Source organism: Brevibacillus jepli, assembly GCF_047229145.1.
GTDB lineage: Bacteria > Bacillota > Bacilli > Brevibacillales > Brevibacillaceae > Brevibacillus.
The window spans coordinates 1-23916 of the sequence record NZ_JBFEFW010000001.1 but is presented as its reverse complement, the minus strand read 5'-3'; the positions used below and the strand labels follow the sequence as shown (position 1 = coordinate 23916).

28 protein-coding genes are annotated in these 23916 nt (G+C 49.3%); 5 read left to right on the top strand and 23 right to left on the bottom strand.

Going from position 1 to position 23916, the window contains the following annotated elements:
• Window position 1: 1 nt before the first annotated feature.
• The 8 genes from AB1L17_RS00140 to AB1L17_RS00105 form a co-directional block, all read right to left on the bottom strand.
• A complete protein-coding gene (locus AB1L17_RS00140; RefSeq protein WP_412843263.1) occupies window positions 2-1738 on the bottom strand; it encodes an ABC transporter ATP-binding protein in 1737 nt (578 codons plus the stop codon).
• Window positions 1707-3545, bottom strand: a complete 1839-nt coding sequence (locus AB1L17_RS00135) for an ABC transporter ATP-binding protein (protein ID WP_412843299.1) — start codon at window positions 3543-3545, stop codon at window positions 1707-1709. The genes AB1L17_RS00140 and AB1L17_RS00135 overlap by 32 nt, the downstream gene beginning before the upstream one ends.
• Window positions 3546-3758: 213 nt before the next feature.
• Entirely contained in the window at window positions 3759-4040 is a 282-nt protein-coding gene (locus tag AB1L17_RS00130) for a hypothetical protein (RefSeq protein ID WP_412843264.1), read from the bottom strand.
• Window positions 4041-4289: 249 nt separating this feature from the next.
• Complete coding sequence (locus AB1L17_RS00125; RefSeq protein ID WP_412843265.1) at window positions 4290-4523, bottom strand: hypothetical protein; 234 nt, start codon at window positions 4521-4523, stop codon at window positions 4290-4292.
• 11 nt (window positions 4524-4534) lie between these two features.
• Window positions 4535-4885 (bottom strand): YolD-like family protein, encoded by a 351-nt coding sequence (locus AB1L17_RS00120; protein WP_412843266.1) that lies wholly within the window; start codon window positions 4883-4885, stop codon window positions 4535-4537.
• A complete protein-coding gene (locus AB1L17_RS00115; RefSeq protein ID WP_106653341.1) occupies window positions 4882-5253 on the bottom strand; it encodes a YhjD family protein in 372 nt (123 codons plus the stop codon). Before AB1L17_RS00115 ends, AB1L17_RS00120 begins: the two co-directional genes overlap by 4 nt.
• Window positions 5250-6491, bottom strand: a complete 1242-nt coding sequence (locus tag AB1L17_RS00110; RefSeq protein WP_412843267.1) for a DNA polymerase IV — start codon at window positions 6489-6491, stop codon at window positions 5250-5252. Before AB1L17_RS00110 ends, AB1L17_RS00115 begins: the two co-directional genes overlap by 4 nt.
• Before the next feature lie 172 nt (window positions 6492-6663).
• Window positions 6664-7533, bottom strand: coding sequence for an AraC family transcriptional regulator (locus tag AB1L17_RS00105; RefSeq protein WP_412843268.1), 870 nt, complete (start codon window positions 7531-7533; stop codon window positions 6664-6666).
• A gap of 123 nt (window positions 7534-7656) precedes the next feature.
• Here AB1L17_RS00105 and AB1L17_RS00100 point away from each other — a divergent pair, with 123 nt between their 5' ends.
• On the top strand, window positions 7657-8019 hold the full coding sequence (locus AB1L17_RS00100) for a VOC family protein (RefSeq protein WP_412843269.1): 363 nt from the start codon (window positions 7657-7659) through the stop codon (window positions 8017-8019).
• Between the two features lie 20 nt (window positions 8020-8039).
• A complete protein-coding gene (locus AB1L17_RS00095) occupies window positions 8040-8525 on the top strand; it encodes a GNAT family N-acetyltransferase (protein ID WP_412843270.1) in 486 nt (161 codons plus the stop codon).
• Here the strand turns inward: AB1L17_RS00095 and AB1L17_RS00090 are convergent.
• The 7 genes from AB1L17_RS00090 to AB1L17_RS00060 form a co-directional block, all read right to left on the bottom strand.
• A complete protein-coding gene (locus AB1L17_RS00090; RefSeq protein WP_412843271.1) occupies window positions 8522-10021 on the bottom strand; it encodes a hypothetical protein in 1500 nt (499 codons plus the stop codon). The genes AB1L17_RS00095 and AB1L17_RS00090 overlap by 4 nt on opposite strands.
• A gap of 156 nt (window positions 10022-10177) precedes the next feature.
• Complete coding sequence (gene recG, locus AB1L17_RS00085) at window positions 10178-12232, bottom strand: ATP-dependent DNA helicase RecG (protein WP_412843272.1); 2055 nt, start codon at window positions 12230-12232, stop codon at window positions 10178-10180.
• Window positions 12233-13117, bottom strand: coding sequence for an L-serine ammonia-lyase, iron-sulfur-dependent, subunit alpha (sdaAA, locus tag AB1L17_RS00080; RefSeq protein WP_412843273.1), 885 nt, complete (start codon window positions 13115-13117; stop codon window positions 12233-12235). It lies immediately after the preceding gene.
• A 38-nt stretch (window positions 13118-13155) separates the two neighbouring features.
• On the bottom strand, window positions 13156-13821 hold the full coding sequence (gene sdaAB / locus AB1L17_RS00075) for an L-serine ammonia-lyase, iron-sulfur-dependent subunit beta (RefSeq protein ID WP_412843274.1): 666 nt from the start codon (window positions 13819-13821) through the stop codon (window positions 13156-13158).
• A gap of 228 nt (window positions 13822-14049) precedes the next feature.
• Complete coding sequence (locus AB1L17_RS00070; RefSeq protein WP_412843275.1) at window positions 14050-14904, bottom strand: fatty acid kinase binding subunit FakB; 855 nt, start codon at window positions 14902-14904, stop codon at window positions 14050-14052.
• Window positions 14905-14973: 69 nt separating this feature from the next.
• A complete protein-coding gene (locus AB1L17_RS00065; RefSeq protein ID WP_412843276.1) occupies window positions 14974-16680 on the bottom strand; it encodes a fatty acid kinase ATP-binding subunit FakA in 1707 nt (568 codons plus the stop codon).
• A gap of 13 nt (window positions 16681-16693) precedes the next feature.
• On the bottom strand, window positions 16694-17059 hold the full coding sequence (locus AB1L17_RS00060) for an Asp23/Gls24 family envelope stress response protein (RefSeq protein WP_106838774.1): 366 nt from the start codon (window positions 17057-17059) through the stop codon (window positions 16694-16696).
• A 247-nt stretch (window positions 17060-17306) separates the two neighbouring features.
• Here AB1L17_RS00060 and rpmB point away from each other — a divergent pair, with 247 nt between their 5' ends.
• Window positions 17307-17495, top strand: coding sequence for a 50S ribosomal protein L28 (gene rpmB, locus AB1L17_RS00055; RefSeq protein ID WP_005831020.1), 189 nt, complete (start codon window positions 17307-17309; stop codon window positions 17493-17495).
• Window positions 17496-17591: 96 nt separating this feature from the next.
• On the opposite strand, the gene spoVM is transcribed toward rpmB, so the two are convergent.
• The 6 genes from spoVM to AB1L17_RS00025 form a co-directional block, all read right to left on the bottom strand.
• Window positions 17592-17675: a stage V sporulation protein SpoVM gene (gene spoVM / locus AB1L17_RS00050; RefSeq protein WP_005831022.1), complete on the bottom strand. Its 84-nt coding sequence runs from the start codon at window positions 17673-17675 to the stop codon at window positions 17592-17594.
• A gap of 23 nt (window positions 17676-17698) precedes the next feature.
• The gene (locus tag AB1L17_RS00045) at window positions 17699-17872 is read right to left on the bottom strand and encodes a hypothetical protein (protein WP_412843277.1); all 174 of its coding nucleotides are present in this window, start codon (window positions 17870-17872) and stop codon (window positions 17699-17701) included.
• Window positions 17873-18063: 191 nt separating this feature from the next.
• Entirely contained in the window at window positions 18064-18624 is a 561-nt protein-coding gene (gene thiT, locus AB1L17_RS00040; RefSeq protein ID WP_412843278.1) for an energy-coupled thiamine transporter ThiT, read from the bottom strand.
• A 118-nt stretch (window positions 18625-18742) separates the two neighbouring features.
• Complete coding sequence (locus AB1L17_RS00035; RefSeq protein ID WP_412843279.1) at window positions 18743-19465, bottom strand: amino acid ABC transporter ATP-binding protein; 723 nt, start codon at window positions 19463-19465, stop codon at window positions 18743-18745.
• Window positions 19458-20117 (bottom strand): amino acid ABC transporter permease, encoded by a 660-nt coding sequence (locus tag AB1L17_RS00030; protein WP_412843280.1) that lies wholly within the window; start codon window positions 20115-20117, stop codon window positions 19458-19460. The genes AB1L17_RS00035 and AB1L17_RS00030 overlap by 8 nt, the downstream gene beginning before the upstream one ends.
• Window positions 20118-20169: 52 nt before the next feature.
• Entirely contained in the window at window positions 20170-20976 is an 807-nt protein-coding gene (locus AB1L17_RS00025) for a transporter substrate-binding domain-containing protein (protein WP_412843281.1), read from the bottom strand.
• A gap of 242 nt (window positions 20977-21218) precedes the next feature.
• On the opposite strand from AB1L17_RS00025, the gene AB1L17_RS00020 reads away from it, so the two are divergent.
• Window positions 21219-22352: a M20 family metallopeptidase gene (locus tag AB1L17_RS00020; RefSeq protein ID WP_412843282.1), complete on the top strand. Its 1134-nt coding sequence runs from the start codon at window positions 21219-21221 to the stop codon at window positions 22350-22352.
• 131 nt (window positions 22353-22483) lie between these two features.
• Window positions 22484-22906 (top strand): RDD family protein, encoded by a 423-nt coding sequence (locus AB1L17_RS00015; protein ID WP_412843283.1) that lies wholly within the window; start codon window positions 22484-22486, stop codon window positions 22904-22906.
• Window positions 22907-22972: 66 nt separating this feature from the next.
• Here the strand turns inward: AB1L17_RS00015 and AB1L17_RS00010 are convergent, their stop codons facing one another.
• Window positions 22973-23437, bottom strand: a complete 465-nt coding sequence (locus tag AB1L17_RS00010; RefSeq protein ID WP_412843284.1) for a protease complex subunit PrcB family protein — start codon at window positions 23435-23437, stop codon at window positions 22973-22975.
• Between the two features lie 386 nt (window positions 23438-23823).
• Window positions 23824-23916: an IS3 family transposase gene (locus tag AB1L17_RS00005; RefSeq protein ID WP_412846021.1), complete on the bottom strand. Its 93-nt coding sequence runs from the start codon at window positions 23914-23916 to the stop codon at window positions 23824-23826.

Sequence of the window (23916 nt, the reverse complement as noted above, 5' to 3'; positions counted from 1 at the left end):
TTTAGGAAGACAGTCTCCAGCCACTCGTCTCTTGCTGTAGCTTCCACAGTCGCGCATACAAACCGTTTTTCTTCACAAGCTCGTCATGCCGCCCCTGTTCGACGACACTGCCATTTTCCAACACATAAATGTTGTCAGCATTTCGGATGGTTTTCAGGCGATGGGCAATCGCAATCACCGTTCTTCCCTCGATAAGTGTGTCGATCGCTTTCTGAATTTGCGCTTCATTTTCAGGATCAAGTGAGGCTGTCGCTTCATCTAAAAGAATGATCGGTGCATCTTTCAATATCGCTCTGGCAATGGAAATGCGCTGTTTTTCCCCGCCTGACAACGTGCTTCCCCCTTCACCTACGACCGTATCGTATCCATCCGGGAGATTCATGATAAACTCGTGGCAACACGCTTGCTTTGCTGCTTCCTCGACCTCCGCTTGTGTCGCATCCCTTTTTCCGAAGCGAATGTTGTTTGCAATCGTGTCCTGGAACAAATATACGTCCTGAAACACCATCGACACACGGGAGAGGAGTGCTTCCGGGTCCATGTTGACCAGTGGTTGATTCCCCAGTTGAACAGTGCCCTGCGACGGATCATAAAATCTGGCGATCAGCCGCATCACCGTGCTTTTTCCGCTGCCGGATGGCCCGACCAGCGCTGTGAACGACCCGACTGGCATGTGCATGCTTACGTTGTGCAGAACGTTCTTTTCGATGTAGCCAAAAGAGACGCCTTCGAGCTTTACGTCGTTTTCCGCAGGCGGTTGCTGCTCTCCTGTCATGATCGGCTCCGCCAGTAGCTGAACAATCCGCTCCCCCGCTTGTTCGTGGTAACGGAATTCTGCATAGTTGACGAGGGCGGCTGTCAATGGATCAAAAATACGTGTCCCAACCAGCAGGAACATGACAAACGTGATCAGGTCCATACTGCCCGCTATAAGCAAATACACGCCGACCATGACCATGAGTGTGAGGCCAGCCCGGATAAAAGCAATGGCGGCCAGCACAATCGGTCCCAGCAAGCCTTCAATACGTATGCTCTGCCGCATGAACTCCCGGAAGGATTGCTCCAGCCGCACAAAACGTTCGCCTGTCAGATTGTACGCCTTGATGACGCGAATGCCGTTCAAATATTCCTGCAAGCGATTGGCTGTGTCGATTTTGGCTCGCATATGCGTAGCTCCCAGCCTCCGTTGAAGTCCTGACGTCATCAGAACCAAGAGAATGGCAATGGGAAACGCAGCAAACAAGGCAAGTGCCATGCGCCAATCGACGAATGAAAGACCTACGATCGCCATGACAGGCATGATGATCGCCCCCAGCATTTGCGGGACGAGATGGGAAATGCCGTGCTCCACCATCGTAAAATCCCCCATCATCATATTGGCCAAATCACCAGGGTCTCTTTTGTTCAAATAGCCGAGCGACAGCTTCCGCAGATGCTCTGCGAGCTTGGTCCGCCCTTCGGCAGCTGTACGATAGGCGCCGCGAAACTGTGAGCGATACGCTGGAATTTCGCATACAAACAATAGGAGCAACGAGACTACCATCCATCCGCATACCCACCACAGTCGCTCGATGTTCAATGAGGCACCCGGCTGGGCAAACGGCTCAAAAATCAAACGGGCAGCCTCCACGAGCAAGGCAAACGGCAAAATTTGCGCAAGGTTGGCAAGTGTCGTGTACATAACGGGTTTGATCAGCGCCCGCGGTTTACCTGCTGTGATATTGTTCAGCATACTCATCTGCATCCACACTCCCCTTTCCTTCCCCCATTTGCCAATCCTGCGCATCGGTGTAAGCCTTCCACATCCGCGCATAGAGCCCATTTGCCTCTACAAGCGCTTGATGCCTTCCTTGTTCAACCAGCTTCCCTCTTTGCAGCACCAAAATTTGATCCGCATCCCGAATCGTTGAGAGACGATGCGCGATCACAATAACGGTTTTGCCCTTCATCAGCTCTGCCAGGGCGAGCTGCATCTCGTACTCATTTTCAGGATCAGCAAAGGCAGTCGCTTCGTCCAGCACTAGAATCGGTGCGTTTTTCAGGATCGCCCGCGCGACAGCCACACGCTGCTCTTCTCCCCCGGACAAGTAGACGCCACCTTCGCCGATCAGGGTGTTATAGCCTTGCGGGAGCTTTTGAATAAAATCATGGCATTGCGCTGCTTTGGCCGCTGCATGAACCGCCTCAGGGGTTGCATCTGGCAATCCGATGGCAATATTGTTGTAAACCGTGTCGTAAAACAAAAACGTATCCTGAAAGACGAAGGCGACCGTATTCATCAAATCCGTGCTCGATAGCTCACGAACATCTACATGACCAATGCGTATGGCTCCGTTCGATACGTCCCAAAACCTCGGAATGAGATTCGCCACGGTAGACTTTCCAGCTCCAGACGGTCCGACCAGAGCAGTCACTTGCCCGTGACCCGCCACAAAGGAAATGTTCGAAAGCGCCTCTCCCCCGGTTTTCCCCTCTGCTGTATAAGAAAAAGATACATTTTCAAATATGACGTCAAAGCTCTCGGGTCGCTTGGAGGTGAGCGGTTCGGAAACAGGCTGCTCCGCCAAAATCCGATCCATACGCTCCACTCCCTCGCCAATGTCACGCAGGGTAGAGGTCAAAAACAAAAGCTTAAACATCGGCGCAGATACACCTGGCGCCATCACGAGGAAAAAGAGCAGAACAGAAGCAAACGCGACATTTTGCGGTTCGCGGCTCAGCATGAACACCCCTACCGGGAGAATGAAGGTGGAAAATGAGCTCAAGATCACCTTGAACGTCAAAAATCCGTTTTGAAAATCATCAGTATGCTTGACGCAATAGTCCCGATAGCTGATCATGTCCGCATAAAAGCGACGAAAGGAATGAACCGTCTGCCCGAATACCTTGATCGCAGGCATTCCCCGCACATACTGGACGGCAGATCCGTTCATCCGTTCTAGCGAATCGTAGTACCTCTTAATATTTTCTTTCGTTTTCGTCCCGGAAAAGGTAATGATTTGCACGATCAGTCCCAGTATAATTGGCACGACGCAGGCAAGCGCCAACCAAACGTTCAAGTAAAACATCACGCCGATCATGAGCACCGTCGTCACGACTACATGCACCAAATCCGGGAGCTGATGTGCAACAAACGTCTCGACCTTTTCCACGTTTTGCTCCAATGTTTTTTTGACAGCACCCGTAGACGTTCCGTTCAGCCAGCCGAGCGGCAAACGGCCGATATGTGAAGACAATTTGACCCGCATTCCGTATAAAATGCGAAACGCAGCAATATGGGACACCATCCCGCCGGCATACATCATGACCAGACTGCCTACGAGTCCGAACAACGCAATGACTCCCCATCGAATCATGTACGCCCCATCCGCCATAGCGGGAGACGCTGCATGCATGAACAGCTCGCGTAAAATGAAGTAGACAGATGCATAAGGCACCAGCATGCATATTGCGCTCAAGGAAGACAAAATCGCCGAGACGACGAGCAATCCGCGCTTCTCATCCGCAATCTCCAGTAAGCGACGCACGCCTTTTTTGGGCTGCATCCCCTCTCTGCTCTCCATTGCCATTTTTGTTCTCCTCTCTTCTGCTTCCTTCTTTTCTTTTGTCTCACCCTTTATCATAATGGAGACCATCTACGCTCAACCGCCGATTGCCGGATAGATCTTGCCCCTAGCCGGAGAATTTATGAACAACAAAAAACCTTTCCCACAAGGAGGTTAGCTCCTGCAGGAAAGGTTGCGCTGATTTTTATTTGATTACGGATTGACTACCTTGTCTTTGGTTTTCGTTACGATGTGGTGACCGAGCGGCAAGCCGCGCTGCTCCAGCTCATCAGCTGTCACAATATGGAGCGTCTCACTTTTACACGGCATGGGCATCAATCCGCCCAATGGACTCATCACTCTTCCGATCGTGTCTGTCTCAATGAGCACGTACAGGCCTTTTTCCTCCAATTGTTGCATGAATTCACCCCAACGCTTGGAAGTAATTTGATCGGCGTGCTTGGTGAATATGACACCCATTTCTTGTGCTAGCATGAAAAATCTCCTTTGTTCTATCCATCAAATATATGCTTCAAAAGATAATCTAACAATACAGGGAAACCTCCTTTCTGGCAAAATCCGTGTAAGCCAAAAAAAGACGAAAAACGGTTGTTTTTGACCGCTTTTCGTTTCAGGAATCTCACATCTTCTTCGTACACACCGTTTCAGCATGGCACGCAGTTTTTTGCGACTTGCCTTTTTCAAAGGCGCCCTTTTTTTCATTATAGATAGCTGAGAGCCTGTTTACCCAGTGCTTCCCAGCTCGTTTTCATGGAGGTATGGGGGCACCCGCCGCTGTTTAATTCCGGTAAGCGGATCATTGACATAGGCGTATGTTTCGTCATATCCGACCAGAAGAACGGCATGTTCATCAAAAGGAGCGACCACTTTTTTCCCGTCCTTGTACCAGCTCTCCCATTCCGTCGGAAATGGCATGTTGTAAACAGCAAAAGGGTTCCCGACTAGACAGGGCCTCATGTATGGAGCGCCTAGAAAACCGCTGCCAGCTCCACATGCAGCAGTCGGGCAAAAGGAACCCAGTGAATCTCGGAGCCTGCCCGAAGCTTGAGGCGTCGTGCTGCTTGATCAATATGAATGACTTCGGCGGACAAGCGTCGCGGCTCTCGTCCGTCATAATAGGTCAGCGTCAGGATACTCTCTGTCTGGAACGCCTGCCATACCAGCTCGCTCAAGGCGCTGAGCTGCTCCTGATCCAGCTCGGGTGGTACATAGCGGCGCTCTTCTTCCTTGATGCGCAAATACATTTCCCGATGTTCCGGCAGTACAAACCGACTGGCCACGAATACATTTTCCTTTTTGGACACGCGTTTTTCCCTCATCGCTTGTTCTCTCCTCGCTGTTCATATCGGGTCCACAAATGGACGAGCTCCTGGCACTCTGCCCGCAATACCTCAATCGTATAGATCGCTTCTCGCACGTACCCGCGCTGTCGATAGTGGACGACATACATATGTCCCTGACGTCGTGAGCTGACCACTGTGCACCCTCGCTGACTCAAGATGCGACGCAGCTGGTGATGCTGTCGTTCCGCCCACCGCGAGAGCTCATCGAACATCATCTGATAAGAAAACTTCAACGGCACAATCCGCATCTGCCCCAGATCGGCCATGACTGCCCGAAACAAAATGCCAAATAAAATATACTGGCGTATCAATTCCTGCTCGTCTGACACCATCGGCTCCGTCACTTGTAGTGTCCTCCGATCTTACGCGCACGGTCTTTCGCCTGTCCCGCTTCCAACGTCGAGGTAGCGCGCAGGATGGCGTCCTGACCGTATCGGTTCCGAATATCATCCATGGCTTGAGCCAGCGAACGCCGCTTGTGATTGTCCGTGAACAGATTCAGCTGCACCACGTTGTCAGGGACAAGCTGCCCCAGATTGACACCGATACTGCGGACGGGCGTTTCCTGCCAATGACGGTCAAACAGAAAACAAGCTGCTTCGTATAACGTCATAGCATCGTTCGTCTGTTCCGTGAGCTTCATCTGCCGCCCAAAGCCCGTTCCGGCAGCCAAATCGGCTCCGCGACAGCCCACAGACAGAACGGAGCCCATCAACTCCTTTTTCCGCGCCCGACGGCACACTTCTTCGCACAGCTCAAGCAAGATAACCTTGATTTCTGCTGCTGTATGATAATCCCGTGGCAACGTCATGTGATGACCGATCCCTTTTTGTGAATCATAGGAGCCCAGAGCCACGGGCGAATCGTCTATTCCATGAGCCGTGCGCCATAGCACTTCCCCGTTCACTCCCCAGTGACGAGTAAGTATCGCTGGCCTCATATCAGCAAGCTGCCCGATCTGATAGACGCCCATTCGATGAAAATGGCGCTTCATACGTGAACCTACCCCGAACAGCTTTTCAATGGGAAGCTTCCATAGCGTATCCGCCAACGCTTCCCGCTTGAGCCAAAAAACCCCTTCCTCCCGCTTCTTGGCGAAATTGTCGCAGGCCATTTTGGCCAATACCTTGTTCTCACCGATTCCTACCCGACAATTGATTCCCGTCTCCATCCAGACGCGCTGCCGAATCTGTGCAGCCATCTGCAACGGATCACCAAACAGGTGGACGCTGCCTGTCACATCGAGAAACTGCTCGTCGATCGAATACGGCTCCACCTTGTCTGTAAATGCTTCGAATATGCGAGTGATCTGCATGGAGATGCGAATGTACATCTCCATGCGCGGACGAACCACTACGAGCTGGCGACACTTTTGCTGCGCCTGCCAGAGCGCTTCTGCCGTGACCACTCCGTATGACTTGGCAATCGGACACGCTGCCAGCACGACTCCGCTGCGCCTCTCTGGATCACCTGCAACGACAATCGGCTTGTTTCGCAGCTCTGCATTGGCCCCTTTCTCGATACTGGCATAAAAGCTCTGCATGTCGATCAAAAACACGATTCGCTTGTTCGCATTGGACATACGATCATCCCCTAAACAAGAACTTATGTTCTCTTTTTGCTTTGTTCTTATTATAGCAAACAAACGTTCGCTTTTATGCCTGTCTTGTGCAAAAAAAAGTTGGTAATTATTTCTTCTCGGATAGGCACACGCTGGTAGGTGTTCCGCAAACGAGAGCGAATGCAATAAAGGGTTACTTTTTCACCACAGGAATCCAAATCTCGCTGCGAAAGGTCGGTGATGTCATCTCTTTATTTTCGTTCCACAAAATTTCTGGACCGCGAGCCGCCTCATAACCAGAGGACACAAACCATTCAGCATAGATGCGACCCCAAATGTCTTGCAGCGTATCGGGAAATGGACCCACTGATTCGAAGACGGCCCAGGTAAAAGCAGGAACTTCAAGCACCGCCAGATTGTCTGGACATTCCTTTGTAGTGGCTACCCCGATAAAGTGATCGAGCTCACCATATTCCAGCCGACCTTCTGAAAAGTTAGTGGATGCACTAAGCAGGCCAAGTGGTTCGACATCAGATAGCGACTTCAGTTTATGAATCGTCTCCATATCTAACGAAGCCCACATGGCAGCAATCTCCGGGTTCACACCACGATAAATCAGCGGGACTCTTTTTTTAATGCCAACCAAGCGAAATGCCTCTTTTTCTTCCATACGGTAGTTCATGGCACTGCCTCCTTTAATGGATAGATGAAAGGTCATTCGCGGATAAGCCTTCAAGGAATGGCCGCTGTGTCGGGCTTCCGTCGGCGTTACTCCATGCACACCCTGAAAAGCTCTGGTGAAGGAATCAGCCGAACCGTATCCGTATTTCATGGCGATATCAATGACTCGCTCGCTGCTGTCCCTAAGCTCAAGAGCCGCTAGTGTAATGCGTCTGCGCCGGATGTACTCAGATAGCGGAACACCTGCGAGAAAAGAAAACATTCTTTTGAAGTGATACTCGGAGCAGCAAGCTACACGCGCGATTTCTTTATAGTCAATCTCGCTGGTCAAATTTTCTTCGATGTAGTCTAGGGCCTCATTCAGCTTTGTAAGCAGATCCATGGAAATGACCTCCCTTTCACCTTGAGAATAGCAGAAGCAAAATGAGTCGATCCGACATTTCACAGACGTTTTTTGACGGGTCGCACTTACAATCATTCACACACAGAAAGGAGTTTCATCACAATGACAACCACTTCTCCCCTGCTCCCCCGAATCGGAGCCATCTTTGTAGCTGTCAGCGACATCGAGCGCGCACGCGACTGGTACTGCCACCTCTTGGGCATTCCCGCAGACGGTGAGATCATGTTCGGGCATATTTACTGCATTCCTTTGCAAAGCGGACTGACGCTCGTTCTGGACAGCAAAATCTTTCCGAAGCGCATCGTTGATGATGCCCCCATGTTTCATTTCAACACGCAGGATATTGAGGCCTCTTATGCATTTCTGAAGGAGAACGGGATAGAAGTAGTCGGCCCCATCCAGCATGGCCATTGGTTCAACTTCCGTGACCCCGACGGCAACCTGATCATGGCGAGCAAATGTTAAGCGAAGAAGGAGACACCCGTATGACCATCCACTTGCGCCGCACTACACCCATAGACATTCCATTTGTATGTGAAGTAGAAAATGCACCCGAAAATCGTTCGTTCATTATCCCCTGGAGCGAAGAGCGGCATCACGATGCTCTTGGCAATCCAGATATTCTCCATATGATTGCCGAAAAAAAAGAAACAGGCCACCCCGTAGGCTACGTCATCATCGCCGGGCTGGCCAATCCACATCTTAGTATTGAACTTACACGTATTACAATGGCAGTAAAAGGAGAGGGCTACGGACGCAGCATCCTGCGTCAGATCAAGCATTGGGCATTTGTCGAGCAAAAAGCACATCGACTATGGCTGGATGTAAAAGAAACGAATGACCGCGCCCGCAGCCTATATTTATCCGAAGGGTTTCACGTAGAAGGAACATTGCGGGAATGCCTAAAATCAGGCGATACTTACGAATCGTTGATGATTTTATCCATGCTGGCAAACGAATATGACGCTTAAGGGGCAAATATCTCCGATGTCTTGATGTACAGCCATTTGCCATCATTGCTGGCTCCCAAAATAGATACGTCTGTTGGCAGCCCTTTTACTAGCACAGATTGTTGCTTGCGATCAGCATCAAACAGAAACAGCGACTGCACAGAATCCGCTCCCTGTTCAGCTTTTTCCCAATCCACATAAACCAAATGGTGAGTGCCTGGAATCCATGTCGCCTCTGGCTTCACCTCCATCAGCTTGGCGTCGCCCTTAAACACCCCTGCATTCCAGTACATTTGATAGGCGCCATCCGTTGACTGGATATAGCCGGACCAAGCATCTTTGGGTACGGGGGGATTCCAGCTAATCACCTTGTCCATCTTCCAATCGTAGCGTTGACGAAGCTCTTCAAAGCCTTCTTCCTCTGTTCTCATTTCAAACGTCGCGTACCGTCCATCATCAATAAAGCTGACAGGCTGGACTTGCCCATTCATCTCGTCTGTTGGGACCCAGCCCTTGATTACGCCTGGGTGGCGACGTTCTTTTCCTGTAGCAAAATCATACACGACCAGATCCAAATCCTTTTTCTGCTCGGCCTTGCCTACAGCCATCAATAAATGCTTACGATCGAGGCTAAAGCTGGCTCCATGTACGTAACCATCGACCTTGACTTGGGAGGCAAACTCGCTTTTCGGTACGTCTGTCCCCTTTGGTGGAAGGGAGAAAAAGAAGCCGCGACGATCTGCCATGAAGTCGCCTGCCCCGCTATAATTGTCTGTCAGCTCCACCGGATATGAGGTCAGCTCTCGTGTCTGTGTGTCATAAATCGAGTACAGCATCGGGAAACGGGCATCGCACTCACAATATTTTGTAAATCGCTCCAGTAGCACATACCGCTCCTCTGGATCTATAAATTCCATGGGAGTCCTGACGGCGAAGTCCGTCATTTTTTCTTTCACCTTACCATCCACGGATACTCGCCAGATCTGAGACGGAGCAAACACCACCGCCCGGAAGTAATCCTTATCGTCCAATACGTTTCCCTTCGCTGTCTTCGCTCCTGCTACATTCAAAACGTATTCCGTCCAGTCTCTGTCATTGGCAAGCGTATCAGGAAGGGCCGCGAGCAGCTGTAATTGACGGTCGTGAACCCAGTGAAACGTGAAGATCGGCTCCACATAGCCTACGCCCTCTTTCTTCGTCTCTTCCTTGGCATTGTTACGGATAGCGGTTTCCACAGTTCCACGGTTCACGGCTTCCTTGAAAAAGAAGGTGTACGACTGCGGTGCAGGTCCCACGACCGTTCTTCGAGGAGAGCGGAGCTGTGGAGCTTCATTCAGTTGAATGACTACGTCTTCTTTCATCGCCGCGTAATCGTAGGGCAGCTCCTTTTGCTTCCATTCCTTTGTTGCTTGGCTGGTCGTATGAGATGGGCCAGTCTGAGCAATCCGACTGTCCGGTGAAGTAGCTTGCGCGAAGTCGGATCCTGTCATGATAAGCAATGCGAATACAACTGACATGCTGATACCTCGAATTTTTCGCAAAGACAAAAAACTCGCCTCGCTTCCTAGAAAAATTTCCCTTCAGAGGATAGACGTTGATGGCCTGCTTTATGTTTCACCCTAAAAGAAAAAGCCTTCCCACACATCTGAAGTGAGAAGGCTGTCTATTTCTAATTAATCGAAGACGACGCCATCAAGCACGCCTTCCTTCTTCAAATAGTCACGCAGCCAGTGATACTTTTCGTCCCGCCAGAAGGAGTCCTCCGCTACCAGCTTGACTGTCTCCTGCCTCGCTACCTCCAAGGCTTTGTAATCACTTAACAGATCTGCCACCTTGAACTCCGGCAAGCCGCTCTGTTTCGTCCCGAAAAAGTCACCCGGTCCGCGCAATTCCAAATCGCGCTGCGACAGCTCGAATCCATCCGTCGTCTCGCACATGACACGCATCCGTTCTTTTCCGATCTCGGATTTCGGATCGGCGATCAGCACACAATACGACTGCTCCGAGCCACGTCCTACCCGCCCACGTAATTGGTGCAGCTGAGCGAGACCAAACCGCTCCGCATCATAAATGACCATGTAAGTAGCATTCGGGACATTTACCCCTACCTCTACAACTGTGGTACTGACCAAGACAGCATGCTCTGCTGCAAGAAACGCTTGCATGACCGCATCCTTTTCCTTCGCTGGCAGTCGTCCGTGCATAAGACCTACACCAAACTCTGGAAAAATATGTGTGAGCTGAGCGTGGACATCAATCGCATTTTGTACATCGAGCTTCTCCGACTCCTCAATGAGCGGACAAATGACGTATGCCTGCCGTCCGAGACAAAGCTCATCCCTCATTTGCTCCAAAACAGCCGGGAACTGATCGTGCTTTTTCCATGTCGTCTCAATCGGTTTGCGTCCCGCAGGCATTTGATCAATCGTCGAGACGTCCATGTCGCCAAATGCCGTAATGGCCAGTGTTCTCGGAATGGGCGTAGCGGTCATAAACAAGACGTCAGGTGACAAGCCCTTGTTTCGTAAAACACGCCGCTGCTCTACACCGAATCGGTGCTGCTCGTCCGTAATCACGAGACCCAGACGCGAGAAAAAGACATCCTCTTGAATGAGCGCATGGGTACCGACCACGACATCGATCAACCCCATTTGCAGCGAACCGATGACTTCGCGTCTACGTTTGGCTGTAAGCGAGCCTGACAAGAGCGCGACCTGAATCCCGTAATCGGACAAAAGCTTCGTCAACGACTGCACATGCTGCTCTGCGAGAATCTCTGTTGGCACCATCAGTGCTCCTTGATAGCCTGCTTTTACTGCAGCGATTAGGGCAATGGCAGCTACTACCGTTTTCCCCGAGCCTACATCCCCTTGCAACAGCCGATTCATTGCATGAGGGGCACGCATGTCATCCAAAATTTCTTTTACCACTCGCTTCTGCGCGTCTGTCAAAGGGAACGGTAATCCTTTGACAAATTCCCGCACCTCGTCCATCGGAATGGACAAAGCCACCCCATCCGTCTGCTGCCGATTTATTTTGCGGAGTGTTTGCATTTTCAACTGGAATAAAAAAAGCTCCTCGAACATGATCCGTCGCCGCGCCTGACGTCCGTCTTCAGCATTTTCCGGAAAATGAATCGAATGAAACGCATTGATCCGCGGCATGAGTCGGTAGCGCTCCACAATATCCGCAGGAAGGATCTCCGGGATCTCTTTCCCGTACTGACGCAAGGCTTGCTGAATCGATTTGCGCAGCAGCGTATGCGTCATGTCGCCTCCTAACGGATAGACAGGAGCGAGCTCGCCTCTTTTGGTCGCACGCTCGGAGTCGACCTCCGTCATCTCGCTCACGGTGATTTGGAGCTTGTGCTTGTCCCATTTTCCCGTGACGAGTATTTCCTTGCCTGGCGACAGCCTGCTTTTGACAAACGTCTGATTGAACCAGACAGCCGTCACCACGACACGATCCATCACAACCTTAACCGAGAGACGCGACTTTCTTTTTCCATAAAAACGAACAGAGGGTTCGCCGTACACCGTACCCGCCAGCGTGACCCTCTCTCCGTCTTTTACTTCTGTCAAATCGCGCACACGGTAATCTTCATAACGGGAAGGGAAATACTCCAGCAAATCACCGATACTGTGTATCCCGAGTCCTGCAAATGCCTTCGCCCGTTCTTCCCCAACCCCGTGCAACAGGGAGACGGGCGCTTGATAAGCTCCAGCCATTTACTTCTCCATCCGTACGCCGAAAACTTTTGCTTCGATCATGCGACCTGTTTGTGTAGCAGCCAAACCACCCTGAGCGGTTTCCTTCAGCGTTGTCGGCATGGCGCAGCCGATTCGGTACATGGCATCGATGACTTCATCCGTCGGGATCACGCTCTTGATACCGGCCATCGCCATATCTGCGGCTACCGTCGCAATCGCCGCTCCCATCGCATTTCGTTTGACACATGGCACTTCAACCAGTCCGGCTACGGGGTCACAGACTAGTCCGAGCATATTTTTCAATGCAATCGCTACGGCTTGGGCAGACTCCTCAGGAGTACCGCCAGCCATTTCCACAATCGCCGCCGCTGCCATTGCGGTCGCAGAGCCTACCTCTGCCTGGCAGCCACCCGCAGCACCCGAAATAAATGCGTTATTGGCAATGCAATATCCGATTGCCCCTGCCGTGAACAAATAATTCACCATTTCCTCACGGGTCGGCTGCAGCTTGTCAGATACGGCAAACAGCGTCCCTGGTACAATTCCACAGGCTCCTGCTGTAGGCGTAGCGACAATTGTACCCATCGCAGCGTTTACTTCGTTTACCGCCACAGACATCGAGACGGCATTCAAAAGAGTCGGACCAGACAAAAATGTCTTCGTCTCCATATATTGTTGCAGCTTCTTCGCATCGCCGCCCGTCAATCCGCTATGGGAGCGAATATCTTCAGTAAGCCCGCGACGCACTGCTTTTTCCATCACATCGAGGTTGGCGTACATATCTTGCATAATGGCATCCCGAGTGCGTTGGGATACTTCCATCTCTGCTTCAATCATCACCTGGGAGATTTTCTTTCCCTGCGATTCGGCCAACTCTACTAGTTCAGCCACATTCCGAAACATCTGGTTGTTCACTCCTCTAATCCTGTTCGTCTTTGTACCTAGTTCAACGAAAGCAGGGATACGTCAAAGATATGGGGGATCTGACGGATTTCCTCCAGCACTTCGGGGGAGATCGTCGAATCTGTTTCGATCGCCATCAAAGCACGTGATCCGCGTGTGTGTCTAGACACTTCCATGAGTCCGACATTAATGCGGTGCTGGGTCAATACTTTTGCCACAGCCGCAATCATCCCAAAGCGATCCTCATGCAAGACCAAGAGCGTCGGTGTGTCAAAGCCCAACTGAAAGGAAAACCCGTTCAACTCCAACACTTCGATCTTCCCGCCGCCAATGGAAACACCGACGAGTTCAATCTGATTCTCGTCATCCGACAGCTTGATGCGCGCTGTGTTTGGATGTTCTGTCAGGACATCAGAAGTGGTCAGCGCAACTTCCATGCCAGCTTTCTCTGCGATACCCAGCGAATTTTTCAGACGCAAATCTGACGTGTCAAAGTCAAGAATTCCTGCCACAGTCGCCACATCAGAACCATGTCCTTGATACGTTTTTGCAAATGAGCCGTAAAAAACAATCTCTGCTCGTGTAGGCATTTTGCCAAACAGCTTGCGAGCTACACGACCGATTCGGGCTGCACCAGCTGTATGTGAGCTGGATGGCCCAACCATGATCGGGCCGATAATATCAAATACGCTTTTATATTTCAACCGGTTCTCCTCCTGAATCACAAGGGGTAGGGCAAGATTCACTCTCATTGTATCCTACAGCCTGTGAAAGCGCTACAGAGGAAACTGTACATACAGCAATCATAACCGTTTTAAGCTGATGGCATGCGGTTATATCGCGTTATATGAAAAAACTCCCTTTTTAAAGAAGTATATAAAAAAAGAAGCCCCCTACCTAAAGGGAAGCTCCTCTCCATACTCTATACCTTACTACTCTTTCACCATCACGATCCCGAGAAGCCCCGGACCTGTATGCGTTCCAATCACTGGACCGATCTGTTCCAACCAAGAATCCGTCACCGTAAACTCTTGCTTGAGTCGCTCCAAGAGCTCAGCTGCCTGATCAGGAACACTGCTGTGCAGCACAGCAATTTTCACAGGCTTGCCTTGTGCGTATTCTTGCAGAGCTTCAAAAACGCGATTCAAAGCTTTCTTCGTCCCTCTGACCTTGTCAAAAGCAGATACGTATCCGGCTGCGTCCAGCGTCAAAATCGGCTTGATATTCAAGAGCGAGCCGATAACGGCAGATGCTCTTCCAATCCGACCGCCTTTTTGCAGGAACTCCAGTGTATCCACAATAAAGTATACCTGCACTTCATCCAAATAACGATCAATCTGCTCCAGAATCTGCTCCTTGTTCTTGCCTGCTTGTGCGGCTTTCGCAGCCTCAACGCAGATCATCCCGTGAACGAAGGAAGCTTTGCGAGAATCTATTACAGTAATGTCAATATTTTCATCCAGCATCGATTTGGCGATCATCGCAGATTGATACGTACCCGATAAGGAGCCTGATAAGAGAACGGCGATGATTTGCACGTCCTTGCCGTACTTCTCATAGATCGATTTGTACGCTTCGGCAAATTCAAGCGGGGACGGCTGCGAGGTCGTCGGCATCACGCTCGATTGCTTCAGCTTATCAAAAAACTCCGATGAAGAGATAGTCACTGCGTCCACATATGTTTCCGCCCCAAACATGATTTTTAACGGGACGGCAACAATCCCCAATGACTGCCTCACAGACGCATCAATATCAGACGAACTGTCGGTAAGAATCACAATTGGCATCCACGAACGCTCCTCTCCCTATTCGTTCGTGCTCAAAAAGTTGCTTGACGACTTTTTGAACAACCTATACTACTCGACGGAAAAAATGAAAGGATACAACGGTTGACCGCCTACCTGGATCTCAACTTCCACATCCGGGTACGCGTCAGATAAAGCTTCTTCTAAAGCCTGTGCCTGATCTTCCGTCGCATCTTCTCCTAAGAACATCGTAACGATTTCGGAGTCTTCATCCACCATTCCCAAGAGCAGCGTCGTCGCGCACTCTAGCAAGTCGGGTCCTGCTGTGACGATTTCTTTTTCAGCCATGCCGATAAAATCGCCTTCTTTGATTTGTACCTCACCCATTTGCGTGTCGCGAACCGCATGTGTCACCATGCCTGTCTTCACTTGGGCAATTGCCTTTGTCATTGCTTGTACGTTCGCTTCAGGCTGGGCATCGGCACGGAAGCTGACCAGTGCAGCCAGCCCTTGCGGAATGCTCTTCGTCGGTACGACAGATACGGGAACCTCAGCCAGTTCAGATGCCTGCTGCGCCGCCATGATGATATTGCTGTTGTTTGGCAGGATGATGATTTGCTGGGCATGCAGTTCTCCGATGGCCTTCATGAAGTCCTCTGTACTCGGGTTCATCGTTTGGCCGCCTTCTACTACCACATGTACGCCCATGCTACGCAAAATCGTAGCGATTCCCTCACCAGCAGCTACCGCGATCAATCCGTATGGAAGCAACTCTGCGGCAGGTTGAACAGCTGCTTCTGGCTTCGCCTGTCCTTTGTTCTCTTCCGCTTTCAGGATGTTCGCATGCTGCTCACGCATGTTTTCTATCTTCAGTCGATGCAGGCTACCGAATTGCTGCGCGTATTGCAGTACGCTTCCCGGATGCTCTGCATGAATATGTACCTTGACGACTTCATCATCGGAGACGACAAGAAGTGAATCGCCCATCGTATCCAGATGGCTGCGGAACAGCGCTTCCGAGAATGGCTTTTTGTGCGGCTCGGTGCTATGCGCTACATGAACCATAAACTCGGTACAGTACCCGTACGTGATGTCTTCTGTTTTCATGTGGATTTGCGCATTATGCTGCTCAGAAATGAGCTTGTCCAGCTCTTCCTGACCGATTTTGGGAACCGAACGCTCGCGGTCTGCGGATAGCTCTTCCCCGCGCAACGCTCGCAAAAAGCCTTCATAAATGAACAAGAGACCTTGTCCACCTGAGTCGACTACGCCTACTTCTTTTAGAACAGGCAGCATTTCCGGCGTACGCAACAGCGTAGCTTGCGCCTGCTCGTATGTTTTTTCCATGACAGAGACAATATCATCTGACGTGCGCGCTGCACGCACAGCCATCTCCGCCGCTTCGCGGGCAACAGTCAAAATGGTGCCTTCCACCGGCTTCATTACTGCCTGATACGCAGAATCCACGCCAGCTTTCAAGGCATCAGCAAACTGACGAGCATGAATCTCGTCTTTTCCATTGACTGTTTTACTGAAGCCGCGGAATAACTGGGACAAAATCACGCCGGAATTACCGCGCGCGCCCATTAACAGACCTTTAGCCAAAGCAGCAGCCGATTCAGTGATTCGGGGGGATTCCTTTCGAGACAACTCCTCCACTCCGGAAGAGAAAGTCAAATTCATGTTTGTCCCCGTATCGCCATCCGGCACAGGAAAGACGTTTAATCCATCCACTACTCTGACGTTGTCGGATAAAAGGTTCGCCCCCAGGTAAACCATCCGGCTAAACAGCACGCCATCTAGACGCGTATGTACCAACTGATGTTCCTCCTTACATATCCCTGTCTGTACGAACTCCCTGCACAAAAATATTAACGGCAGTCACATCAATGCCTACCGTTTGCTCCAAGGTATATCGCACACGGCGTTGAACGTTGCCTGCCACCTCGGAAATTTTTACGCCATAGCTGACGATAATGTGCATGTCCAGTACTACTTCGCCATTTGTGTTATGAACGACGACACCTTTGCTCAGGTTGTCTTTTCCTAACAGCTCAGCGATTCCATCTTTCAACGCTTTGCGAGAAGCCATGCCCACAAGTCCAAAAACTTCCATGGCCGCGCCTCCAGCAATCCGTGCGATCACGTCTTCTGTAACATCGATCTTTCCTAGCGATGTGTTCATTTCCACTGTCATGCAAGGACTCCTCCTCTGTTAAACAGCTTGACCGTCATAGGTAAGCGTAACCATGCTTCTTTCAATTCTACACTAACACAAAAGAGAAATGAAGCGTTTTGTCGAAGCTATCAACCCTAGTAGAAAGACTGGGCAAATCATCTTGTCAAGTATTGCAATTGACAGCAATGTTGTGCTAATATAGTCGAGTATTTGTATTTCCCACAAAGGAAATCCCGTTTATATGTAACAAGGGAGGTGGATTGTAATGGCACGTCGTTGCTTTGTAACAGGTAAATCTGCTAAAGCTGGAAACGCTCGCTCCCACTCCATGCGCGCAACTCGCCGCACTTGGGGTGTCAACGTACAAAAAGTGCGCATTCTCGTAAATGGAAAACCGAAGCGCGTTTATGTAAGTACTCGAGCACTGAAATCCGGTCTCGTAACTCGCGTGTAGTTGATTCAACTACGCGAAAAAAAGCACCCTCGAGGTGCTTTTTTGCATTTCTCCCGTTTCTCCACTCTTCCCCTTAAGGAGGCGCGGGTCGAGGCGTCATTTTTTCTTGTTGAACGCCTCGATAATGCCCCGAATCATGCCACCCAGGAACTTCGGCAACTTGATGGTGTAAAACCGCATGCTACCCCTCCTCACCGAAATTACTACACACGATACAAATACACGCCGGCCCCTATGAGTGCAAATGCCAATAGGCTATACCAAACCCACGGAGGTGCCAAATACAAGAAAATGGTGATTCCCCCGACAGCCAACGCAACCCCGAGAACACGTCGCAAGGCGCCCCCCTGTCGCAGGCGATAGGAGCGCAATCCCATTTCGTGCCGCACCTCCTTTAGGTGTTCTCAAAAACGTGCATATTACATCATATTCTGCTGTCGGATAAACATGTATCCTGCCACATGAAAAATGTATATGTCTGCTACGTAAAAAAATCAGGCAACGAAACTCGCTGCCTGATTACATTATGTGAATGGTTTGTACTTGATGCCGATTTTTCTTTTGTATCTTACGCGACTCGGTCGCGTGCAGGGAACAGCAGCTGTGATGCGCTGCTAAGCACAACTGTCAAAACAACTCCCGCGATAATCATTTCTGGCAGCAAATACGTGATGTTATAAATGAGGGAATATTGCCAGACTGGCACACCTTCTGGCGCGTAGCTGCCAAACCAAATAACACCCGATAGAAAATGGCAAACAAAACGCCCAATTACGCCGATAAACAAGCCGCTCCACAATACCATGATTCGCTGCTTCGTCCCTTCATAGCCAGACAAGCGAACAAGCCCTGCGAGACCCAGAACCCCAAAAGCAAGCGGATAATCCAGCAGCAGCTGTACCGGATGGACTACCGTACTGCCCAAAAGCAATTGAAGAAATCCGACAACAAGGCCCGTAATCACACCAGCGGCGAGGCCACGGCGAACAGCGATTAAAGCGATCGGTACCATCACCAGGGACACTGAGCCACCCTGTGGCATTTCGAAAACCTTGATCTGACTAAACACAATTGCAAGAGCAGCCATCATCGCCATTTCCAACAAAATGACCAATCGTTGACGATCCAAAATAGTCAACTCCTCAAAATAGAATAAATAAAAAAATTTTTACACTTGATTCTAGCCCAAGTATATGCACGTGTCAAAGAAAAAAGCCGCTGCCTCATCGGCACTGCGGCTAGTTGTATTACCGAACCTTCTCCAAAAACTGCTGGGCCCGTTCACTTCTCGGCTTTTGAAAAAACTCTTCTGGCGGCGTATCCTCCAGGAGACGGCCGTCATCGAGGAACAAGATGCGATCTGACACCTCTTCGGCAAAGCGCATTTCATGTGTGACGATTGCCATGGTCATTCCGCTATCAGCGAGGCCCTTCATAACCTCCAAAACCTCCTTGACCATCTCTGGGTCGAGGGCAGAGGTTGGCTCGTCAAACAGCATAATTTGCGGCTCCATGACGAGCGAACGGGCAATGGCTACACGCTGCTTTTGACCGCCTGACAAGCGCGACGGAAACACATCCGCTTTGTCAGCCAATCCTACCCGCGTCAAAAGCTCTCTCGCCTTTTGTTCCGCTTCAGCCGCGGACATGCCCTTTACTTTCATCGGTGCATAGGTCAAGTTTTTCAATACCGTCATATGCGGAAACAGGTGAAAATGCTGGAAAACCATCCCGATTTGCTGGCGAATCCCCATCACGTCAGCTTTTGGAGCAGTAATTTCCTGTCCATTGATCGCGATTGTACCGGAAGTAGGCGTTTCCATCAGGTTAATGCAACGCAACAGCGTTGACTTCCCCGATCCAGATGGACCGATGATGGCGACAACCTCTCCTTTTCCAATGTTCGTGGAGATGCCCTTCAATACATTCAATTGGCCAAATGACTTCGTAATGTTATCGATCTTAATCACTGAGTCTCATCCTCCGTTCCAGTACGCGAGCTACCCAAGTCAGCATCATAACCATGACATAGTACAACAGACCCGCGATGAAGAATGGCTCAAAATAGCGGTAGATGGCGCCTTGGACCACCTTCGTGTTCTGCATAATATCTGCAAGACCAATCGTGGAGACGAGAGCGGATTCCTTTAGAAGCGCAATCGTTTCATTGACCAGCGCTGGCAAAATATTTTTAACCGCCTGTGGCAAAATAATGTCCAGCATCATTCGGTGATAAGGTACACCAAGCGCTTTAGCCGCTTCCCACTGACCTTTGTCCACAGCAAGAATCCCGCCACGAATTGTCTCGGAAATGTACGCGCCCGAGTTCAAGGTAAACGTCAGAACAGCTGCTTCGAGTGCTGTAATATTGTAACCAGTCAACTGTGGTGTAGCAAAATACACGAAAGTAAGCTGCAAAATCAAAGGAGTTCCACGGAAAACGGAAGTATACGCTACCGCAAACCAGTTCAGTGGCCCAAAATTGGAAATTTTGATAAGTGCGAGAATCGAACCCCAGACAAAGCCTAATACAACAGAAATCAACGTTACGAGAAGCGTACCCTTTATCCCATCCAAAATGAAAGGAATATAGGGCACGATTTGTGAAAAGTCAAAATTCATGCCCATTCTCCCCTCTTGCTGCTCACATAGTTATTCTTCTTTGGTGGAGAGATTATTGACCGAACCATTTTTGGATCAGCTTGTCCATTTCTCCGTTGTCATGCATTTTTTTAATCACTTCATTAAACTTCGCTACATTCGGCGAGCCTTTTGGGAAAGCGATAGCAGAACCGTTCGATTCTACCTCTTCAATTGTGGTGAATTGCAGCATGTCATTGCTTTCCACGAAACCTTTTGCTACTTGATCCTCGATGATCGCAGCATCTACACGGCCTGCTTTTACTTCTTCCACAATCTCAGGCAGCTTGTTCAACGAAGTAATCTGCAAGCCAGAAACCGTTTTTGCCAGATCCTTTGCTATACCTTCCTGAATCGATCCGAGCTGTACCGCCACTTTCTTGCCAGCCAATTGTTCAGGCTTGGTCAGATTGCTCTCTTTCTTTGCTACGATCGTATTTCTCGCATCATAGTAGATGGTAGAGAAATCTACGTTCTTTTCACGCTCAGGTGTCGGTGTCATTCCCGCCATGACGAAGTCCGCACGATTTGTTTGCAATGCCGGAACCAGCCCGTCAAAGTTCATGTCGTTGATTTGCAGTTCGTAGCCGAGCTCTTTTGCGATGTATTTGGCGATATCCACATCGAAGCCCACGATCTCATCCTTACCGCTGCTCAGGTCGTGATATTCATACGGCTTGTAATCTGCCGAAGTAGCCATGACCAGTGTTTTTTTGTCGCCAGCAGAAGGCGCAGATGCTTGTCCTGTCGCAGGTTGGTTGCCTGTTCCGCAGCCAGCGATAACAGCTGCCGCAAGCAAAGAAGTAAGTGCAAGAGAAATAAATGATTTTGATTTCTTCATGATGAACCCCCGTCGTTATGATTTACTGCATAAAGCAGTCTAATTGCAGCATTAATTTGCACGAAAACTTATATTTATGCATCACAATGATTATTTTACTCATAATCTGAACAATTTCAATCCTTTTTTACTTACATTTCAAACGCAGAATATACTGAATTTTATGTACAAATCTTTATTTTTGTGGCAGAAAAGCAGACAAGGCTTTATAGTGCTAGTAAAAGGAATCACAGGAGGCTGACATGGAAAACAACTGGACGTCCTACTTTCGGCAGCAGCTCCCAGAAATTGTCGAGGAGCTGCGTACATATGTCGAGATGGAAACACCAACCCACAACAAACAAGCCGTCGACCGATTGGGTAGCCTGATCACAGAGCGCTTTCGTCAATTGGGGTGTCGGGTGGAGAGCATACCACAAGAGCAATACGGAAATCAGCTGCGAATGGAGTACGGCGATGGTGACGAACAAATCCTCATTCTCGGTCACTTCGATACCGTAAAAGAAATAGGTACATTGGCCAAAGAGCCTTGTCGCGAGGAAGATGGCCGTCTCTATGGGCCTGGCACATACGACATGAAAGCAGGCATCGTTTTTAGCTATTTCGCCCTGCGTGCCATGATTGAAAATAATCTTACCCCCCAAAAAAAGCTCGTCTTTTTTTGGAATACCGACGAAGAGATTGGCAGTGTTTCTTCCGAGATGCTCATTAGAGAGGAAGCAAAAAGAAGTAAATATGCATTGGTGCTGGAGCCTGCTGCTGGGGATGGCTCTTTGAAAACAAGTCGCAAGGGCGGCGGAGATTTCATTTTAAAAGTAGCAGGCCGCGCCGCGCATGCAGGGAATGATCACGCCAAAGGAATCAATGCGATTGCGGAACTCGCTCACCACATTCTCGCCATTCAATCGTTTACGAATTACGAAGCGGGCACAACCTTGTCTGTCGGCACCATTCAAGGAGGCAGTGCATCAAACGTCGTGCCTGACTTTGCGATGACAGAGATCGATGTGCGTATCCAAAGCCGTGAGGAAAGCGAACGCATTACCCAATTGATGAGTCAGCTGACCCCTGTCCACCCCGAAGCCAAGCTATTCGTGGAAGGCGGAATCACCAAGCCTCCCATGGAACGTACTTCTGGTACCGAACAATTATTTTTACACGCGAAGGAACAAGCCAGACTGGAAGGCTTTGAATTGACGGAGCAGGGTGTCGGTGGGACGAGTGATGGAAACTTCGCCGCCGATGCAGGTACTCCAACGCTTGACGGTTTGGGGCCTGTAGGTGATGGAGCCCATGCTTCCCACGAGCACATCGTCATTGACGCCATACCTGGCAGAATAGCCGTGCTGCTTCGCATGTTTGTAACCTTGTCATAATAATATTACAGGTGTATAATTTTATGGAAAAATAAGGCTCCGTCAACTTAGCGACGGAGCCTTATCTGCACTATTTTCGAATGGGTAGTCATATAATATATACCTATTCGAATAACAAGGAGAGGTAAAACATGGAACAAATTACTACAATACCAAGCAATCCCGTAGGGTTTTGGCGCAGGCTCGGTGCTGGTCTACTAGACGCACTCATTATCGGAGTACCGCTAATCTTGATCACCTATATCATTACAGGGAAGACAGAAGACAATTTGATTTCGAATATCATCACCACACTGTACAGTCTCCTCGTTCCTGTTTTCTGGCATGGCTATACGGTGGGCAAAAGAATTGTCGGTATTCGCATCGCCAGAATCGATGGGGAGCGTGTAGGAATCGGAACCATGCTGTTGCGCAACATCGTTGGCGCACTCGTGTACGCGGTTACGCTCGGTATTGCGATAATCGTCAGCGCCATCATGGTCAGTGTACGTCAGGATAAGCGTTCGATCCATGATTTGATTGCAGGTACGTATGTAACGTCGGATCAGCCTTAACAGGAACACTCATGATGAAAAAAGGTCGGATATCCCGACCTTTTTTCATTTCTATACGGAAAGCGCCTATTGGAACAAAACATTATCGGTTTTTACATCCACAAATACCATTGATGTGTATGGTGGCAGGCTTGCCCGCAAAATGATATAAGGTGTATGCAAAGCAGGCGTTGTAATATCTTCTGGAGATGGATTTGTCAGCTCAACATAAATCGTGAGCATTTCCCAGCCTTGCTGAACCCCAACAACCTTTAGACCATAGCCAGAGGTTGGCATTTCACCACGGGAAACCACATACAGATCGCCTTGATTATGCACGCCTTTTTTCGATTTTACTTTTTCTACGAATGCTTGTTCAACCGCTGACAAGGAGCCTTCTTTTTCAATAGAGAATGTTTCTGTCGACATGTCTACATGAGAAGCCAGGATTGGCTGAGACTGCTTTTGTTCTGCATGTACTGCGGATTGTGAAAGGGGCAGGATGGAGAGCATGGTGAGAACCGCTACACTGTTTTTCCATAACGATTTCATACGAGATCAACTCCTGATTTTTTTAAAAGGCTGGAACATTTCTTGATACTGGCCAGTATCTCTCAATACCAATATCTGGATAATTTGATTTAATCATTATATTTGTTTCGTTGCAATATTTACCATAATATTTTATATTTGTTCATTTACCTTTAGCGTCTATCTCTCACAATCCTTATAGGAATAAGGAAATTTCGTTATTGTTTTAAACATTGAATACAATATAACAAAACTTGTATTTTTATTATTTCTTTATGCATCATATAATTATGTAATTAAAATAAATAATTTTCAGATAATTAACTAACTATTTCAACGATAAAAAAGCTGGCGCCGATGGAGTGATATTACCCCCGTCAAGTAGACAGCATTAAAACTGATAGGTCCTAAGCAACCTTGGTACGGTATTCCACCGGACTAAGGTTGTTTAATTTTGCCTGAAACCTTTCGTAATTATAAAACCGTATGTACTCATCTAT